14 protein-coding genes are annotated in these 19,466 nt (G+C 53.7%); 8 read left to right on the forward strand and 6 right to left on the reverse strand.

The features are described from left to right. Window positions 1-20: 20 nt before the first annotated feature. The 5 genes from ABID47_RS05190 (at window position 21) to ABID47_RS05210 (ending at window position 5,132) form a co-directional block, all read left to right on the forward strand. Window positions 21-1,199, forward strand: coding sequence for a NupC/NupG family nucleoside CNT transporter (locus ABID47_RS05190; protein WP_251676573.1), 1,179 nt, complete (start codon window positions 21-23; stop codon window positions 1,197-1,199). Window positions 1,200-1,246: 47 nt separating this feature from the next. Continuing rightward, window positions 1,247-2,428: a phosphopentomutase gene (gene deoB, locus ABID47_RS05195; RefSeq protein WP_116230017.1), complete on the forward strand. Its 1,182-nt coding sequence runs from the start codon at window positions 1,247-1,249 to the stop codon at window positions 2,426-2,428. A 49-nt stretch (window positions 2,429-2,477) separates the two neighbouring features. Next, on the forward strand, window positions 2,478-3,185 hold the full coding sequence (gene deoD / locus ABID47_RS05200) for a purine-nucleoside phosphorylase (RefSeq protein ID WP_076171689.1): 708 nt from the start codon (window positions 2,478-2,480) through the stop codon (window positions 3,183-3,185). A 63-nt stretch (window positions 3,186-3,248) separates the two neighbouring features. After that, window positions 3,249-4,550 (forward strand): pyrimidine-nucleoside phosphorylase, encoded by a 1,302-nt coding sequence (locus ABID47_RS05205; protein ID WP_251676570.1) that lies wholly within the window; start codon window positions 3,249-3,251, stop codon window positions 4,548-4,550. A gap of 141 nt (window positions 4,551-4,691) precedes the next feature. Beyond that, complete coding sequence (locus ABID47_RS05210; protein ID WP_354495149.1) at window positions 4,692-5,132, forward strand: MarR family winged helix-turn-helix transcriptional regulator; 441 nt, start codon at window positions 4,692-4,694, stop codon at window positions 5,130-5,132. Between the two features lie 137 nt (window positions 5,133-5,269). Here the strand turns inward: ABID47_RS05210 and ABID47_RS05215 are convergent, their stop codons facing one another. After that, window positions 5,270-5,590, reverse strand: coding sequence for a DUF4190 domain-containing protein (locus tag ABID47_RS05215; RefSeq protein ID WP_076171824.1), 321 nt, complete (start codon window positions 5,588-5,590; stop codon window positions 5,270-5,272). A 230-nt stretch (window positions 5,591-5,820) separates the two neighbouring features. After that, entirely contained in the window at window positions 5,821-6,696 is an 876-nt protein-coding gene (locus ABID47_RS05220; protein ID WP_076171697.1) for an AraC family transcriptional regulator, read from the reverse strand. Between the two features lie 233 nt (window positions 6,697-6,929). Between ABID47_RS05220 and ABID47_RS05225 the strand changes: the two genes are divergently transcribed. The 3 genes from ABID47_RS05225 to ABID47_RS05235 all read left to right on the forward strand — a co-directional run bounded on the left by ABID47_RS05225 (window position 6,930) and on the right by ABID47_RS05235 (window position 9,778). Then, complete coding sequence (locus ABID47_RS05225) at window positions 6,930-7,988, forward strand: Gfo/Idh/MocA family protein (RefSeq protein WP_354495150.1); 1,059 nt, start codon at window positions 6,930-6,932, stop codon at window positions 7,986-7,988. Then, window positions 7,985-8,842 (forward strand): sugar phosphate isomerase/epimerase family protein, encoded by an 858-nt coding sequence (locus ABID47_RS05230; RefSeq protein ID WP_076171703.1) that lies wholly within the window; start codon window positions 7,985-7,987, stop codon window positions 8,840-8,842. Before ABID47_RS05225 ends, ABID47_RS05230 begins: the two co-directional genes overlap by 4 nt. Before the next feature lie 63 nt (window positions 8,843-8,905). Then, complete coding sequence (locus ABID47_RS05235) at window positions 8,906-9,778, forward strand: sugar phosphate isomerase/epimerase family protein (protein WP_089547762.1); 873 nt, start codon at window positions 8,906-8,908, stop codon at window positions 9,776-9,778. A gap of 97 nt (window positions 9,779-9,875) precedes the next feature. On the opposite strand, the gene ABID47_RS05240 is transcribed toward ABID47_RS05235, so the two are convergent. From ABID47_RS05240 to ABID47_RS05255, 4 genes are all read right to left on the reverse strand, one after another. Further along, window positions 9,876-11,552, reverse strand: coding sequence for a DUF11 domain-containing protein (locus tag ABID47_RS05240; protein WP_354495151.1), 1,677 nt, complete (start codon window positions 11,550-11,552; stop codon window positions 9,876-9,878). Further along, window positions 11,549-17,860, reverse strand: a complete 6,312-nt coding sequence (locus tag ABID47_RS05245; protein WP_354495152.1) for a DUF7507 domain-containing protein — start codon at window positions 17,858-17,860, stop codon at window positions 11,549-11,551. The genes ABID47_RS05240 and ABID47_RS05245 overlap by 4 nt, the downstream gene beginning before the upstream one ends. Before the next feature lie 613 nt (window positions 17,861-18,473). Further along, on the reverse strand, window positions 18,474-19,109 hold the full coding sequence (locus ABID47_RS05250) for a helix-turn-helix transcriptional regulator (protein WP_105442372.1): 636 nt from the start codon (window positions 19,107-19,109) through the stop codon (window positions 18,474-18,476). Between the two features lie 116 nt (window positions 19,110-19,225). After that, a complete protein-coding gene (locus ABID47_RS05255; protein ID WP_076171713.1) occupies window positions 19,226-19,465 on the reverse strand; it encodes an indolepyruvate ferredoxin oxidoreductase subunit alpha in 240 nt (79 codons plus the stop codon). Window position 19,466 lies beyond the last annotated feature (1 nt).

Here is a 19,466-nt window from a genome sequence, read left to right on the forward strand (position 1 = left end):
TTTCAACTGGGGAGACAGCTATGAAATATTTGATTGCGGTACTAGGGTTACTTGTTGTTTTTGCCCTGTCTTTCGTGGCCAGCAACGACAAGCGGAAGATCCGCTACCGCCCGCTGGTGATTATGATCATTCTCCAGATTATTCTGGGGTACGTTCTGCTCAACACCGTTCTCGGCACCGTGCTGATCAAAGGCTTTTCCGGTATTTTTGAAAAGCTGCTGGTCTATGCCGGAGAAGGGGTGAACTTCGTGTTCGGCGGTATCGCCAACGAAGGACAGGCGCCGTTCTTCCTCGGCGTGCTGCTGCCGATCATTTTCATATCGGCACTGATCGGCATCCTGCAGTATTTTCGCATTCTGCCGTTTATTATCCGGTACATCGGCCTCGTGCTGAGCAAGGTGAACGGGATGGGCAAGCTGGAATCGTATAACGCGGTCGCTTCCGCGATCCTGGGCCAATCCGAAGTGTTCATTTCCGTGAAAAAGCAGATCGGCCTGCTGCCGAAGCACCGGCTGTACACGCTCTGCGCCTCGGCCATGTCCACCGTTTCAATGTCGATCGTAGGCGCCTATATGACGATGATCGAGCCGAAATACGTGGTTACCGCGCTGGTGCTGAACCTGTTCGGCGGGTTTATCATTGCTTCGATTTTGAACCCATACAAGGTGACCAAGGAAGAAGATGAACTTGTCGTTCAGGAAGAAGAAAAGCAGTCCTTCTTCGAAATGCTGGGCGAATACATTATGGACGGCTTCAAAGTCGCCATTACGGTTGCAGCCATGCTGATCGGCTTTGTCGCCCTGATCGCCCTGATCAATGGCATATTTGACGGCATCTTCGGCATTTCGTTCCAGGAACTGCTGGGTTACATCTTTGCACCGTTTGCCTTTGTTATGGGCGTTCCATGGAAGGAAGCGGTGGAAGCGGGCAGCATTATGGCCACCAAGATGGTGTCCAACGAGTTTGTTGCCATGCTGGAACTCGGCAAACATACCGCATTGTCCGCACGCACGACCGGCATCGTATCCGTGTTCCTCGTTTCCTTTGCAAACTTCTCATCCATCGGTATTATCGCTGGTGCGGTCAAAGGCCTGCATGAGAAGCAGGGTAACGTCGTCGCGCGTTTCGGCTTGAAGCTGCTGTATGGGGCGACGCTGGTCAGCGTCTTGTCCGCGATCATCGCCGGACTGTTTCTATAAAAGACTTGCGTCATGTATACTCAAGGATGAAGGAGTGATAGAAACTTATGCCAAACTTTAAACGTATCCACCTGATTGTTATGGACTCCGTGGGGATCGGTGAAGCGCCGGATGCCGCCCAGTTCGACGATTTTGACGTCGATACCTTCGGGCATATCGCCCGTGAGCGCGGCGGCTTGAACATGCCGAATATGGGCAAGCTCGGCCTGTCCAATATCCGCGAAATCGAAGGGATTGCCAAAGCGGACAAGCCGCTGGCGTATTATACAAAAATGCAGGAAAAATCCGCAGGGAAAGACACGATGACCGGCCACTGGGAGATCATGGGGCTGTACATCGATACGCCGTTCCGGGTGTTCCCCGATGGCTTTCCGGACGAGTTGATTCAGCGAATCGAAGAGAAGACAGGCCGCAAAGTCATCGGCAACAAGCCGGCGAGCGGCACTGAAATTATCGACGAGCTCGGGGAAGAACATATGAAGACGGGAGCGCTCATCATCTACACCTCAGCGGATTCCGTGCTTCAAATCGCGGCTCACGAAGAGATCGTGCCGTTGAAAGAACTCTATGAAATTTGCGAATTCTGCCGGGAAATTACGCTGGACGATCCGTACATGCTGGGCCGGATTATTGCCCGTCCGTTCGTGGGCCAGCCCGGATCCTTCAAGCGTACCGCCAACCGTCATGACTATGCGCTGAAGCCGTTTGACCGCACCGTGATGAACGAGCTGAAGGATGCGAATTTCGACGTGATCGCGATCGGCAAAATATCCGACATTTATGACGGGGAAGGCGTGACCAAGGCGATCCGCACCACATCTAACATGGACGGCATGGATAAGATCATCGGTGTTATGGATGAGGACTTTACGGGACTCAGCTTCCTGAACCTGGTGGACTTTGATGCGCTGTACGGCCACCGCCGCGATCCGCAAGGATACGGGCAAGCCTTGGAAGAATACGATGCTCGTTTGCCTGAAATGTTTGCCAAGATGACGGATGACGACCTTCTGATCATCACAGCGGACCACGGCAACGATCCGACATACCGCGGCACCGATCATACGCGTGAATACGTACCACTGTTGGTATATTCACCGCGCTTCGCCAATGGAGGCAGTGAGCTCGCGCTTCGGAAGACGTTTGCTGATATCGGTGCAACCGTGGCCGAGAACTTTGGCGTCACGATGCCGAAATACGGCACCAGCTTCCTGGGAGACCTGAAGTAGCACGATTTTACAATATACATGAATCCATGATCTATGGGGAGGAAAAGAAATGAGCACTCATATTGGAGCCAAGGCAGGAGAAATCGCAGAAACGATCCTTTTACCGGGGGATCCGCTGCGGGCCAAATTTATCGCGGAAACGTATTTGCAGGATGTGCAATGCTACAACGAAGTGAGAGGCATGCTCGGTTTTACAGGCACGTACAAAGGACAGCGTATTTCCGTGCAGGGAACCGGCATGGGAATTCCGTCGATCAGCATATACGTCAATGAACTGATCCGCGAATACGGCGTCAAAAATCTGATGCGCGTCGGCACGTGCGGCAGCATGCAGGAGCATGTACATGTGCGTGACGTCATCCTTGCGCAGGCTTCCTGCACCGATTCCGGCGCCAACCGCCACCAATTCGGAGGATACGATTTTTCGCCGATCGCAAGCTTTAACCTGCTGAAATCCGCGTACGATAAAGGGATTGAAAAAGGTCTGAAGCTGCACGTAGGCAACGTATTCAGCTCGGACATCTTCTACCGTGACGATAAATCCATCGTTGAGAAGCTGATGGAGCACGGCGTTCTGGCCGTTGAGATGGAAACGACAGCCCTGTACACGCTGGCAGCCAAGTTTGGCGTCAATGCATTGACCCTGCTGACCGTTAGCGACCACCTTCTGACCGGTGAAGAAACGAGTGCCGAGGAGCGCCAAACTACGTTTAACGACATGATGGAAGTGGCTCTGGAAACGGCGATCGGACTGTAAAGGCAGCATTCTTTCATCCCATTCACAGACTAACAATCCCATGGAAAGCGAGGCAGACATCCGATGAGAATGGTTGACTTGATTGAGAAGAAACGGGACGGCGGCGAGCTGTCCACGGAAGAGATTCATTTCATTATTGATGGATATACCAAAGGGGATATCCCCGATTACCAAATGAGCGCGTGGGCCATGGCTGTATTTTTCCAGAACATGACGCAGCGCGAGCGCGCCGATCTCACCATGGCTATGGTGAATTCCGGCGACACGATTGACCTGTCCGCCATCGAAGGCGTCAAGGTCGACAAGCACTCCACCGGCGGTGTGGGCGATACGACGACGCTGGTGCTGGCACCGCTCGTAGCGGCGCTGGACATTCCGGTGGCCAAAATGTCGGGCCGCGGTCTGGGCCATACCGGCGGTACGATCGACAAGCTGGAGGCGATTGAAGGCTTCCACGTGGAGATTGACCGCGAAGAATTCGTTCGTCTGGTGAACCAGGACAAAATCGCCGTTATTGGGCAGACCGGTAACCTGACGCCGGCCGACAAGAAGCTGTACGCTCTGCGCGATGTGACCGGCACGGTCAACTCGATCCCGCTGATCGCTTCCTCGATCATGAGCAAAAAAATAGCCGCTGGCTCAGATGCCATCGTGCTCGACGTTAAGACGGGCGCCGGCGCTTTCATGAAAACAGTGGACGATGCCAAGGAACTGGCTCACGCCATGGTCAGCATCGGCAACAACGTCGGCCGCAAAACGATGGCCGTCATCTCTGACATGAGCCAGCCGCTCGGACTCGCGATCGGCAATGCGCTGGAAGTGAAGGAAGCCATTGATACGCTGCAGGGCAAAGGACCGAAGGACCTCGAAGAGCTCTGCCTCGCCCTGGGCCGCCAAATGGTGTTCTTGGCGAACAAAGCAAGTTCCCTGGAAGAAGCCGAAGAGAAGCTGAAGGAAGTTATCAAAAACGGCAAAGCGCTGGAGAAATTCAAGGAGTTCATCAAGAACCAGGGCGGCAACCCGGATGTCGTCGACCATCCGGAGAATCTCCCGCAGGCTAAATACCAGATCGAAGTACCGGCGAAGGAAGACGGCGTAGTCGCCGAAATCGTCGCCGACGAGATCGGTACGGCGGCCATGTGGCTGGGAGCCGGCCGCGCGACCAAGGAATCCGAGATCGATCTGGCCGTCGGCCTGATGCTGAACAAGAAGATCGGGGATTCTGTGAAGAAGGGTGAGTCGCTCGTCACGATCCATGCGAACCGCGAAAACGTGGACGACGTCATCGCCAAGATTTACGAAAATATCCGAATCTCCGATCATGCCGAAGCGCCAACACTGGTGTACGGCATCATCACAGAATAAGCCCTACAGGCTGGAGCCTGGAACTTGCAGAAGTTCCAGGCTTTTTATATGGCTTCAGGTTTCATTGACCAAGCCGTTAAATCAAGGTATACTTCAGCATATGTAGTTGATTAGTAAACAATTTTTTCGAGGTGAAGAGTATTGGAGCAGACAGGCAGTGTTTCCAGGTGGATATCGGTGCTGCACCGCCAGTTTCAAGTCTATTTGAACCGGGAATTGAAGGAGCATGACATTAATTCGTCGGAGTACATTTTCCTGGTCAACTTGTATATCGAGGACGGGGTATCGCAGGAGAAGCTGTCGGCCAACCTGTTTATCAACAAAGCGGCGACAGCACGGGCTATCAGCAGGCTGGAGGCGCTCGGTTATGTCAAGCGTATTCGGGATCCTCAGGACAGCCGGGCGTATTTGGTGACCCTGACCGAGAAAGGGCTGGAGAAGCGGAAGTTTATCAGGTCGAAGCTGAAGGCGTGGACGGAGATCATTTCGAGCGGCCTGACCTCCGAGGAGACCGATGACATGATCCGCAAATTAAAGATCATGTCCGCCAATGCGGTCGCGGAGACGAAGGGATTGACATAAATCAGCCGGCCGAGCAACGCAGCGCTCTGTCCGTGGAACGCCCAACTGCGCAGAAAACGTACTGAATTTTTAAAAACAGAAAAAGGAATGGGCTACGGGATGCCTCATTCCTTTTTGTGTACCCGTTTGGACGGGAGTTATGCCGTTTTCACTCTTGGTACGGTAGACATAACGTCATATAAAGTGGACGAGTCGATATCCGATCCGAAGAACGCGACCGCGAGCACGACGAAGAGCAGAATCAGGCCCCATAGGAGCACGCCGATAATACCGCACACGAGCCCGGCAATCGCCATGCCTTTTCCTTGTTCATACCCCCGTTTGAGTTCCTTAAAAGAAAGGGCGGCAAAGATGATCGCCAGAATCCCCAGGATAAATCCTATGTACAAAATCATTACGCTTAGGATGCCGAGCACCATTGAGGCAATGGCTTTGCCATTCGTCTTGGGCGGCGTCATTGGCGGCTGCGGCTGAAAATGTTGATACGGGTCTGGTGAATGTGGATCCAACTGTGATTTCCTCCTCCTGCATTTGGCAGAACGTTTTATGTTTATATATTCTGCTTAACATGTCTATTATCACTTAGCCGGACCTATTTGTCGATATTTTTTCGGACGAAATTCCCAGATTTGACGCACTTTTGCCTGTTTTATCCGAACACAGGAAGCAATCATGAAACCAGTGCTTTCTATACGCTGAAACTCTTTCGGAGCTCCGAGGGGGATACATGCTTGTATTTTTTGAAGGCCCGGCTGAAATAATAGATGTCCTTGAAGCCGGAAGACAGGGCAATCTCCGAAATGTTCATTCTGGAGTTGCGCAGCAGGTATTCGGATTTGTTGATCCTAAGCGTGTTGACGTATTCGGTCACCGTCCGCGCCGTAAGCTCCTTGAACAGGCGGCTGAAATGAAAACGGCTGAGGCCGGCCAGCCCGGCCAGCAGATCGACGGACAGTTCTTCTTGGTAATGCTCCTCAATATATTGAAAAATAGGGGTAAACCGCTCCAAATTTTTCAGCCTGTACAGGCTCTCTTCCGGAGAAAGCGTATCTTTGCCGTAGCGGCGCAGCAGTATGGCTAGCAGACGGTACAGATAGGATTTGATCGACAGCTCATAGCCGAGTTCCCGTTCGTCCATTTCCCGGATCAGGGATGTGGCGCACTCGGTAATTTCCGGATCGCCGGAAATTTTGCTTGCGAACATGATCTGGTTCTGCGTAATCGGCGTAATAAACTTCGTTTCGACAGCGTCCGGTGTCTGGCTCTGCAGCAGTTTGATATCGACGATCATCGCATAATAGACCAAATCATCGGACAGGCATACCCCGTAATGCAGGTCGTTGCTGTTCACGACCACCATCTCACCCGCTTGAACTTCATAAGGAACCGAGTTCAGCTCGATGAGCGCGGAGCCTTTGGTAAAATACAGAAACTCCATATGATTGTGCCAATGGTGGGTAAACAGCGTTTTCCCGTATTCCTTGGCGGTACAATAATGGATCTTCATCGGAAAAAAACGGTCGGGCATATCCATCGGCTCCAGCAGAGCAAGGGGTCTATCCATCCAAGTCACCTCAAAATCGCACAATAAGATAAATTATTAGCATAGCTCTTCATGGCAGTTCCGCCTGTTCTTATTATAATTCAATATATATAGGTTGAACTAATCTTTTTACACCGTTATAGCCTGATCGTGTTTGCCTTTTTATGGGTGACATTCACGCGCAGGAAGGACTGCATGGGTTCAATCTACATTTGGAAGCCAAATGCGAGAACCAAAAGGAGAGTTGAAAACGCATGGATAAAGTAAGAGTAGCTGTAATCGGAGCAGGGTCCATATCGGAGTCCCATTTAAACTCGTATCAAAACAACCCGGAGGCAGAGATCGTCGCGATCTGCGATTTGAACGGGGAAAGAGCCAAGGCCGCTGCCCAGAAATACGGAGCTCCGAAAACATATACCGACTATCATGAACTGCTGGCCGACCCGGACATCGATGCCGTGAGCATCTGCACATGGAACAACCAGCATGCCGAAATCAGCATTGCGGCCGCCAAAGCGGGCAAGCATGTCCTGGTGGAAAAGCCGTTGTGCAGAACGGTTGAGGAAGCGCTTCAGATCCAGGAAGCCGCGCATGCCGGCGGAAAGGTGTTCCAAGTGGGCTATGTGCGCCGCTTTGACCCGAACGTCGCAGTGCTGCAGAGCTTTATGGAGAGCGGCGAAATCGGTGAGCTGTACTACGCCAAAGCCTCGCTCCTGCGCCGTGTAGGCAATCCGGGCGGCTGGTTCGCCGACAAGGAGCGCTCCGGCGGCGGACCGCTGATCGATATCGGCGTGCATGCGATCGACCTGTGCTGGTATATGATGGGCAAGTCGAAAGTGAAATCGGTGTCCGGCAACGTATACCACAAGCTGGGCAACCGCAGCCATGTGAAGAACTATTCTTTTTACAAAGCGGCCGACTACGACGCCAGCAAAAACACCGTAGAAGATATGGCGAACGCCTTGATCCGTTTTGAGAACGGAGCGTCGCTGCTCGTGGACGTAAGCTTTTCCCTGCATGCAAAGCAGGATGAAGCAGCGATCAAGCTGTTTGGTACGAACGGCGGCTTCGAAATTGATCCGGCTCTGGTCATCGTCACAGAGAAAAACGATACGATCCTGAACATTGAGCCGCAGGTGGACCATAAAGGCTTTAACTTTGCCGCCGCTTTCCAGAACGAAGTCAATCATTTTATCGAAAATATTAAAAACGGCACGGAGCCGATCGCCACGGTCGACGACGGCGTGGAAATGATGAAGATTCTGAACGGCATTTACGAATCCTCTGAGAAGGGAGTCGAAATTCAGCTATGAAAATCGGAGTAAGCACATACAGCCTGTACCGTCCGATTCAATCGGGTGAAATCACGGTTCTGGGCGCGATCGAGAAAATCGCCGAGATGGGCGGAGAACACGTGGAAATCGTTCCGATCGGATACACTTTGACCGGGAATCCGGAGCTGGTGGATCAGATCGTGGCCAAGGCGAAGGAAGTCGGGATCGACGTATCCAACTATGCGATCGGCGCTAACTTCGCTGTGGACACCGAGGAGGCTTACCGTAAGGAAATCGAGCGCGTCAAAGGAGAAGTGGACATCGCCGCACGCCTTGGCGTGAAGCTGATGCGCCATGACGTAGCCAGCCGCCAAGACACATCCATCAAACAGTTCAACCAGGAGGTTGGACGTCTGGCGGAGGCATGCCGCGAAATCGCCGATTATGCGGCGCAGTATGGCATTACGACAAGCGTGGAAAACCACGGCTATTATATCCAGGCAAGCGACCGGGTACAGACGCTGGTTCAAGCCGTGGACCGGCCGAACTTCCGGACGACGCTGGACGTGGGCAATTTTATGTGCGCGGACGAAGATCCGGTGGCCGCCGTCAAGAACAACATTCCTTATGCTTCGATGGTGCACATCAAGGACTTTTATCTGCGTCCAGCGGCCCTTAATCCGGGTGACGGATGGTTCCGCACGGCCAGCGGGAATTTCCTGAGAGGCGCCATTGCGGGGCACGGAGACATCAACCTGCGCGAATCGATTCGGATCATCAAGGAATCCGGATTTGACGGGTATTTCTCGATCGAGTTTGAAGGAATGGAAGACAGCTTTCAGGGGACAAAAATCGGCCTGGAGAACGTCAAACGCTTCTGGAACGAGGTATAGGCCGGGAATCAAAGCAGCCAATCTTTTAAATGATTCAGCATAAACAAGGGAGAGGTGACTGGAATGAACAATAAAATCGGCGTTATTGTCGACAGCTTCCGGGTCGGGGTCCGGGAAGGACTGGCCAAGGCGAAGAAGGTAGGAGCGGACGGTGTGCAGATCTATGCCGTGAGCGGAGAAATGGACCCGGCTAACCTGTCTGCGGCGCAGCGCAAGGAACTGAAGAGCTATATCGAGTCTCTGGGACTGGAAATTTCGGCGCTGGTGGGCGACCTCGGCGGATACGGTTTCCAGGATAAGACGGTCAACGCGGAGAAAATTGAGAAGTCCAAGCGGATTCTCGATCTGGCGGTAGAACTCGGAACCAGCGTAGTAACGACGCATATCGGACTTGTACCGGAGGACAAGAACAGCGAAATCTACCAAACGATGCACGATGCATGCGAGGAACTGGCTTCTTATGCCACCAGCATGAACGCTTTCTTTGCGATCGAAACAGGCCCTGAGCCTTCCGCACGACTGAAGGATTTCCTCGACGGGCTTGGCTCGAAGGGCGTATCCGTCAACTTCGACCCGGCAAACATGGTCATGGTTACCGGCGACGATCCGGCTGAAGGGGTGCACAACCTGAAGGATTACATCGTACATACCCACGCCAAAGACGGTATCCGTCTGAAAGAAGTACCTGCCTATTACATCTATGAAACCCTTGGCTTCGAGCCGCCGGCCAACGAGAACAATACTTTTGTTCCCGGGGAAGGGCAGTATTTCCGCGAAGTGCCGCTTGGCGAAGGCAGCGTGAACTGGCAGAGCTATTTGCAGGCGCTGAAAGATATCGGCTATCAAGGATACTTGACCATTGAGCGCGAGGTCGGGGAGGATCCGGAGGCGGACATTTCCAAAGCGGTGCAATTTTTGAAGCAGTTTCGGGGATAATCAGCCACTTGGCATGTATGAACTACTCCTCGAAAAATGAACGAATGACAAAACAGCGAATGCGATCGATAGGATCGGCATTCGCTGTTTTTTGCTATTATTCATCTTCTGTGTTGACGGCAATGCTGATCGTTTCGGATACCCATTCCCGTTCATAGACGCATCCGTCGACTTCCGCCAGGGTCCGGAACAGAAAATAGCCGTTTATTTCCTCAAGCTGTCCGTCCACCGGATCGAGAATCTTGGCTGCATACCTGAACGTGAGTGAACCGCCAGGGTCCACGGAGCCCAACAGGACATCATGGGGAGGATTAATCGCTTTGCCGTTTACGATCACGGTGCCTGCCTGCAAAAGATTGGGATCCTGCATCCAGCCGACGAGAACCACGGACGCTCCTAAGCTTCCACTGTTATTCAGTTTGACGGTAATCAGCAGTTCATCCCCTGGCTCAAGTACGTAATGGGCGGCATGTGCCGTTGCGGTCAGGCTGGGGGCCAGCAGCTCAACTATGGCCGTATCGGGTGAGGTGCGCTGGCGGACGATCCGGCCGTCGGGCAGGTGGAAGGCGTAAGATACGGTTGCTTCGTTTGGTACACGCAGCGGGGCTGCAGACGGTATAAACGGGTCAACGCTTGCTTCATAAGTGATGCTTACTTGCTGCCCCGGAGAAAGGGTCCCCAGGAAGAGCCCATCCATCAATGGTGACCCTTCCAAGTTTTGACCATTTAGCCGTACGCTTCCCGGAACGAGGGATAATCCCTGGGGAAACGCATCCTGCAGCGTTGCATCTACCGCTTGGCTGCTCGTATTCTGCACCGTACATTCGTAACCGATCATACAGCCGATGGTTGCCCGGTTTCTGTTTGACTTCTTGCTGAGACTGACCTCAGGGTCGATCACGTTCACTTGAAGCTCATTGGCCATCGCCGTATACTCCATCCCGTCAATGTAATACTTCATGCAGCTTTGGATGACCACGGAATCGGTGTCCACCATCCCGACTCTTAAGCTGACTCTGATGCGGATGGAAGCGCCGGGAGCGATCGTCCCGATCGGAATTCCATTTTCGGGCTGCACGTCCGGGTATAGGACGTCATTGATGACGACACTGCCCTGTACAAATGTTAATCCCGGTGGGAGCGTAATAAAGATCACCGCTTTGGATAGCGGTACACTCCCTTGATTTGTCACCAGAAGTTCGTAGAACAGTATGTCCCCGATAAACGTTTGGTAGGTGCTGACGTCGGCGATTAGCGATACGGAAGAAGGTAACACGGACAGCGTCACCGGGTTGGAGGCGATGGAGCCGCGTACCGTTCTTCCCCCGAGGGATTGGAACGTGTACTCAGCACGTCCTTCATTGGTGATTTGCAGCGATGGGGGGATCGCCACCACGATCGCCTGAAACACAACATACACCGAAGCATCAGGCCCCAACATGCCGAGATCGATACCTGAACCGGGGTGAGCCCCCGGGACGGGGGCGCCGTTCTTCAAGACACTATTCGGAATAAACGACAAACCGGCTGGCAGCGGATCGTACAATATCAAGCCGGCTTCGCGATTGCCATCATTGCGTATTGAAAAGCTGTAGGTCACCATTTGATTCAGCGAAACGACGCTATTTTGGACAAACTGGCTGAACTTCAGCAGTGGGCCGATCCATGGCGTATCGACGGTATTGGAGTAGGCAACCGACTCGGCTCCACCAACGCTAAAGCGGACCATGGTTTGATTTTTTAAAATAAAATCAGATGTCAGCCCGGACTTCATAGGGTCGTCACCCGTACCTGGAACGACACGATCACAGTGTCTCCAGCCCCGATGATGCCGACTGTAATGCCTGTATTCGGATTGGCGGTCGGTCTAGGCGTTCCGGCGACCGTAACACTGCCTGGTACAAACGCCGAACCTGTCGGTACCGGGTCAACAAGAACAACGTTGTTGACGGCTTCGATTCCGTTATTTGTGACGGAAATAGAGTACGTAATGATGTCTCCGACGACCGCGTCAACGGACGGTGTGCTTTTGACGACGGAAACGTCAGGCGAAGAAACCGGAATCGTCAGCACGTTGGATAGGGAAGTTCCGGTAACGACCACCCCGTCCGGACGCGTAAAGGAGAAGTTTACGGTTGCCTGGTTCACGAGCTGCTGCGGGTTTGGCAGGGTATCCACCGTCACTTCCATGGTAACGGTCACATGGACGGTCTGGCCAGGATTGATCGTGCCGATGGAGAATCCGGTTGAAGGGTCCGCACCTGGCAGCGGCACGCCGTTTACCTGAATACTGTTAGGGACAAAGACAGCTCCGTTGGGAACAGGATCGGTTAATGTTCCTGTCGCCGCAATGTTGCCTGTATTCGTCAGCGTTACCGTATAGACGATCGTATCTCCAACCGTGGCGTTCGTCGTATTGGCCGTTTTGTCGGCACTGATCATAGCCTGATAGACAGGGACGGACGTAACGTTGGAGAACGCGGTGCCGGTGAATGTGCCAGAGTTGAACGTTACGGACGATTGGTTGGTCAGGTTGCCGTCGTCAGGGATGGACAGGACGGTTACGTTAAACGTCACGGTTACTACAGCACCAGGGGCGATCGTACCCAGCTGGATGCCAGCCGCCGGATTGGCCGAGGGCTGGGCAGTTCCGTTAACCGTTACGCTGCCCGTTACAAACTGGCTCCCTGCGGCGATCATATCCGAGAAGACCGCATTGGTGACATTTTCAATTCCATTGTTGGTTACAGTGATGGTATAAGGAACCACCGTGCCCACCGAAGCTTCAGCAGCACCGGAAGCTTTGACGACGGCGACGTTTGGTGCAGATACCGGAATCGACAGCGTATTGGAGGCAAAAGAACCATTGATGACCCGGGAGTCCGGGAGCGTGAAGGTAAAGGCTGCGGTCGCTTGGTTGGTCAGCTGCTGGGTTGGCGGTACCGCATCAATAACTGCCGAGAATGTGACGACCGCATCTGTCACGACAACCCCAAGGGGGATTCCCGCAGCCGGATCGGCTCCCGGCACCGGCTGGCCGTTGAGAATTACGCTGTTTGGCACAAAAGTCGTTCCGGCAGGAAGTGTATCCGTTAAGGTGACGGCCGCACCGAAATTGCCTGCATTGTTCATGCTAACGGTAAATACGACCGTATCGCCGACGGTTGCATTGGTCGTGCTGGAGGTCTTTTGCGCGGTGAAGATCGGCTCAAATACCGGGGTAGTAACGGTATTGGAGAAGGTGACCCCGGAGAAGGTACCCGACGTAAAGCTGACCGAAGACGTATTTGCGAGCTGGGCAGGCGTTGGCAGCGAGGTCACCGTGATGTTAAAAGACACGGTAACCGTGGCTCCCGTAGCAATCGTGCCGATGATGATGCCTGTGGCCGGATTGGCTGCAGGGCGGGGTGCACCGTCGACTGTGACGGAACCGGGCACTAAGGCGGCACCTGGCGGAATCGGGTCGGTAAACAGGACGCTGCTGACCGTCTCAATCCCGTTGTTCGTGATCGTCGTCGTGTAAGTCGCCGTATCGCCGACCGTCAGCGCGGTTGACGGCGTGCTTTTGACGACCGTAACGTTGGGAGCGGATACCGGGATGGTCAGTATATTGGATACGGCTGTCCGGGTAAAGGAACGGCCGTCCGGAAGAATAAAAGTGCCTGAGACGGCGCCTTGGTTTACAAGCTGCTGCGGGGATGGCAGCGAAGTGATATTAACCGAAAATACGGCTGTCGCCGCCTGTCCCGGATTGACGACGCCGACAGGTATACCCGTGCTGGGACTTGCCCCCGGAATCGGTGCCCCGTTAACCAGAACGCTGTTTGCGACGAAAATGGTCCCTGACGGAATGTTGTCCGTTAACGTGATCTGAGCAGGATAATTTCCTGTGTTTCCGATCGAGAACGTATACGTGATGGTATCGCCCACAGTGGCATTTGCGGTACTTGCCGTCTTGGCCACAGTTGGCACGCCGTTGAGTACCGGAGTGGTCACACTGTTGGAGTCGGCAAGTCCCGAGAAACTCCCTGACGTAAACGTTACAGTTGCCTGATTGCTTATGATCCCGCTGACGGGAACGGAATTTACGGAGACGCTGAAATTTACCGTGACGGTGGCGCCGGAGTCTATCGGGCCGAGCGAAATGCCGGCGGACGGATTTGCTGTTGGGGCAGGCGTGCCGTTAATCGTTACGCTGCCGGCCACAAATGACGCGCCCGCCGGAATACTGTCGGTAAACTGGACGTTGTTGACCGTTTCGATCCCTTGATTGGTGATTACCACAGAGTATACGATGGTATCCCCAACGGTCGTCGAAGTCGTGGCCGTCGATTTGACCACGCTCACGTTCGGCGCGGATACGGGAATCGTAACGGTATTGGATAATGCGGAGCCACTCAGCGTCCGGCCGTCAGGCGGCGTATACGTAAAATTGGCCGTCGCCTGGTTCGTGATGAATTGCGGGCTCGGCAGCGAGTTGATCACCACCACAAAAGTCAGAACTGTGCTTGCTCCGGGCGCTAGAGTCCCTAGATCGATGCCGGCTGCCGGGGATGCGCCCGGTATTGGAAAGCCGTTTACGATGACGCTGTTGGGAGTAAACGTAGTCGAAGCCGGAATCGTATCCGTCAGCGTAACGGCTGCTCCGAGATTGCCGCTATTACTGACCGTTACCGTGTACGTAACGGAATCACCGACGGTGGCATTGTTCGTATTGGCACTTTTGGTCACAGCGATTTGCGGTTGTATGACAGGCGTCGTCGTAATGTTCGAAGACGCGGTTCCTGAGAACGTGCCAGATGTAAAGCTTACGGTTGACTGGTTGTTGATCTGCGATGGAATCGGCATGGTTATCCTCACCTCAAAAGTTACGGTAGCCGCAGAACCAGGGGTCAGGGTACCGATTGAAATGCCCTCGGACGGAACTGCTGACGGGCGCGAGGTACCGTTAACAATTACGCTTTGAGGAATAAACGAAGCGTTTGAAGGGACGTTGTCGATCAGGTTGACGTTGTTGACATTGGACGTTCCGTTATTCGTGACCGTGCTTGAAAAAGTCAGGACGTCCCCCACGACAACATTCGGCCTCGAGGCTGTTTTGACAACGCTAACGTTCGGAAGCGCTACAGGAATCGTTACTGTATTGGACGCTGCAGATCCCGTAACTTGCCTGCCGCCCGGTAATGTATAGGTATAGGATGCCGCCGCCTGATCCGTAAGCTGTCTCGAAGCGGGCAGGGAAGTAATCGTAACAACAAAGCTGACCGTTACCGCAGTGCTGGCCGCGAGAGAACCCAGAGGAATTCCGGTCACGGGACTAACGCCTGGAACGGGATTGCCGTTAATGAGCACGCTGTTTTCAATAAATACGGAGCCAGGCGGAATGTTATCGGTCAGCGTGACGGCAGCAACCGTGTTGCCGGTATTACTTACTTGAAACTGGTAGGAAAACGTGTCTCCAACCGTGGCGTTTAGCGTACTGGCCGATTTCACAATGTTGATGACCGCCAAAAAGACGGGGATAGCCAGTGTGTTGGACAGGGAGGTACCGCCAAAGGTGCCGGACGTAAAAGCGACGCTGGCCCGGTTACTCAGCTGCCCTGTGCCTGTCAGGGAATTGACGCGGACTTGGAACGTTACGACGGCAGTGGCCCCTGCACCCAAAGATCCGACGGACACGCCGCTCGCGGGATTTCCGCCGGGAACCGGGGTTCCGCCTACCGTCACGCTCCCGCTGATCAACGATGTCCCCTCTGGTATCGGGTCCGATACGATGACATTGCTCACAGGACCGATCCCGTTATTGGTCGCTGTAATGGTGTAGGTTATAACGTCCGATACGGTCGCCGCCGACGTGTTGGCGCTCTTGACCACCGTCACGTTTGGCGCAGAGGCCGGAATCGTCAGCGTGTTGGAGGTTGCCGATCCCGACAGGGTGCGCCCGCTTGGCAGCTGGTAGTTATAACTGGCTGCTGCCGTATTGGCCAGCGACGGCGGAGAAGGGAGCGAGTTCAGCACGACCTGGAAAGTGACGGGAACGGAGCCCCCTGCTCCCACGGTCCCTGCGCTTATGCCTCCGGTTGGAGTGGCCCCGGGCACTGCTGCTCCTCCAACCGTAACCGAGTTCGCTACGAAGCTGGTTCCTGAAGGAATGTTATCGGTCAGTGTAACCTGGGCTGCCCGGTTCCCGCTGTTCCGGACCAAAAGCGTGTAAGTAATCGTGTCGCCAACCGTGGCGCTTGAGGTTGAGGCGCTTTTGGCAATCGTGATGACCGGCTGGTAGACGGGGGTCGTCATCGTGTTCGACACCGCCGTCCCTTGAAAGGCACCTGAGCTGTACGCTACGGTCGACTGGTTCGACAAGGCCCCGGATGCGGGGACGGATTGAACGGCAATCTGAAATGTTACCGTAACGGAGCTTCCTGCTGCCAGAGTTCCCAGGGATACACCGCTGGCGGGATTAGCTGATGTCACCGCTGTGCCGCCGACGGTTACACTGCCGGGTACGAAGGCGGCACCGGAAGGAATGGCATCGGTGAATACGGCATTCGTCACGGCTTCTGTACCGTTATTGGCTACTGCAGACGTATAGGTCAGCGTCTCTCCTACGGCAATATCCGAGAAATTAGCGCTCTTCGTAACCGTAATATTCGGCAGGGTTACCGGGAGCGTGAGCGTGTTCGACGATGCAGAACCCGATATCGTTCTTCCCGCTGAAGGCGTGAACGTATATGCAGCAACGGCCTGGTCGACAAACTGCGGTGGAGAGGGCAGAGAGTTCACCTGTACCCGAAATGTTACCATCGCAGATGATCCCGCACCAATACTGCCAAGCGCAACGCCTGCCGCAGGATTTGCCCCTGTAATGACCGTTCCGTTAACCGTGAACGTGCCGGTAACGAAAGAACTGCCTGTCGGGATGTTGTCGGTGAGCGTGACATTTGCGGCGATATTTCCGGAATTGGCCACCAAAATGGTGTATGTAACGGTGGAGCCTACTGTCGCATTGGTCCGGTTGGAGCTTTTGGTCAGCGTAAGGGCCGGCGATACGACGGTAACAGTGACCGCATTCGATGGGATTACGCCGGTAATCGTCGACCCGCCAGCAACGCTTTGGAAGGAGAAGGAAGCGTTCGCTGTGTTGACTAGCTGGTTGGAGGATGGCTGTGCCGTTACCGTTGCCCGATAAGTGACTGTTGCTGAAGTGCCAAAGTTTAACGTCCCTAGCGGTGATCCTGCAACAATATCGTAGGTCGGGCGGGGTATACCCCCAACCGTTACACTGCCGCTGACGAAGCTCAATCCCGCCGGCAGTGCATCCGAAAGGACAACGCTGTTGGCATTGGCGGTACCTGTATTGCTTACCGTCACCGTATACGTGATGACATCGCCGACAACGGCAGTCGTCGTGCTGGAGCTCTTGGCTACGGTGATGGCCGGCGCGTTGATGTCCACTTGAATCGCATTCGCGTTTACCGCATAAGCATCTCCTGAGGTCGTGAGGATCAGTACTGCTGATGACTGGTTGTTGACAAGCCGGGAGGAGACGTCGACATTCGTGATATCCCAGCCCTGACGGCCCCCAATGATGTTGCTTCCGGGCGCTCCGTTGGTCTGGTTGCGGGTCCCGAACGTCCCGGTCGTATTCAATTGGCCGGCATCGTTGTTAATCTGGGATGCGAAAAAGTTGTTGGCAAAGTTGTTTGGGCCAGACAAGGCGGAAGCCGTATTAGATGTCGGGCCGAACAACGCCTGATCTCCGGTCCGGTTGGCATCGCCTTCCTGGGCGCTGAACAGCGCTCTGCCCCCCAACGCGCCCGAAACCGGGGTAGCAAACCCCGTCAGGGTCGTCGTAACCGGGTCGGAGTTGGCCTGAACCAGGACGGCGCCCGCACGGATCGACATGTTCCGGAAGGGAAGGGAGGGATTCTGGTAAATGACGCCCAGCGTCCATCCGGCGTGATTTCCTGTAGGATCGTTAGCGATGACGATGGTTCCCACAACGCCGCCGGTCGTATAAGTACCTGCACCTCCTTGCTGAACCAGCGATGTAACATTCGCGGACCGGACGTACGCCGTCATTCCGTTTCCGAAATCTATGGAATTGGCGGTTGCCGGATCGGGAGTAACGCTGTTCGTTCCTGCCGGCGTAATAAACGTAACGGGATTGTTAATTGAGCTGCTGAGATTAACGCTGCCTGAAATAATGTAAGATCCGCCCCAGATCAGTTCGGCATATAAAACCGTACTTCCGGTGGGAAGGGATAATACAGCCGAAGAACTGTTGCTCTGAAAAGCGTTCGTCGTTCCTGCCGGATAGCTTCCAAAAACCGAGCTGGTGTTGGTCGTCGCAAACGCACCAATACTGTCGAGCGTTCCCGGAACGCCCGTCGTGTCCGATCGGCTGAGTCCGAGGGTATTCCCGGTAAACGTGACCGCTCCCGTAGCATTGAAAGTTGCTCTAACGATTAGAGGAATATGATCACCCCCTTTGTGTCAAATCCGGAAGAGACGAAAGAAAGGACCTGAATAACAGAATGGCACAATTCAAGGTATGAAGAATGAACCGGGGGTATGTGAAATTGCGGGGCTGAAATAAAAAACTTATCATTCCGATCGCACAAAAAAGATCCGCAAGCTTATCCACACACAGCGATCTCATCCCAAATGAGAAGTTTGTGGCAGACCTTGCGGATCATCGGTGGGCTTTGCGGATTTTATAGACACATTTTCGGTCGCCCATGGCGAGACACTCGTCGCGGGATACCTCGGCCCCAAGCAGCGATTCGAACAGCTTCAGCTCGCAGGCGCACGCATGATTGTATTTTTTCGCAATTTGCGATATCGGACAATTATGCTCAAATAAGGTATACTCATCTTCATTGTTTTTTTGAAGCTCAACCATATAGCCGTTTTCGTTTTGAATTTCGGCCAGCTGTTCGACCTTTTCGGCAAAGTCTTTGCCTTCCATTTTACCGGCATGGTTTTTCAGCAGCGATTCGCCCCGACGGTCAAAGAGGTGGTTCACCATTTCCGTCCCTGCATCCTGCTCGAGTTCCCCGAGAAGATCCAGTGTAAGCGAATGATACTTGTTGGGAAAAAAATCTTCAGCCTGCTCTGTCAGACGATAGATCGCGGAAGGCCTTCCCATCGGCTGCCGAATCGTCTTGGATTCGATCAAGCCTTCTTTTTCTAGCGTGTTGATATGGCGTCTGACCGCCATGCTGGTGATACCAATAAACTCCGTAATTTCCTTTGCACTGAGTTCGCCTTTGGTTTTCAGCATCTGCAGTATTTTGTCCCTGGTTGAAATATCCAGCTGTTGATTCATGTTAACACCGCCTATTCACTGATCCGGGCCATACATTTCTTTGTAAAAATGAATTCAAAGTATAAACAGCCTGTCGATTTGGAAATCAACAGGCTGAACCAATCGCAAATCGTCAATTATTTGGATTTGTAGAAGTTTTCCGCTTTTTGGATCATATGTTTTTCTTCTTCCGGAAGATCGGTATCATAGTATACCGCACCTACCGGGCAGGCAACTTCGCAAGCACCGCATTCGATGCAAATATCCGAGTCAATAAAATATTGATCCGGACCTTCCTCGATACAATCGACAGGACATACATCCACGCAATCAGCCGCTTTTTCGTCTATGCAGGCCGAAGTAATTACATAAGACATT

The organism is Paenibacillus favisporus (genome assembly GCF_040545415.1).
Lineage (GTDB): Bacteria > Bacillota > Bacilli > Paenibacillales > Paenibacillaceae > Paenibacillus_AQ > Paenibacillus_AQ favisporus.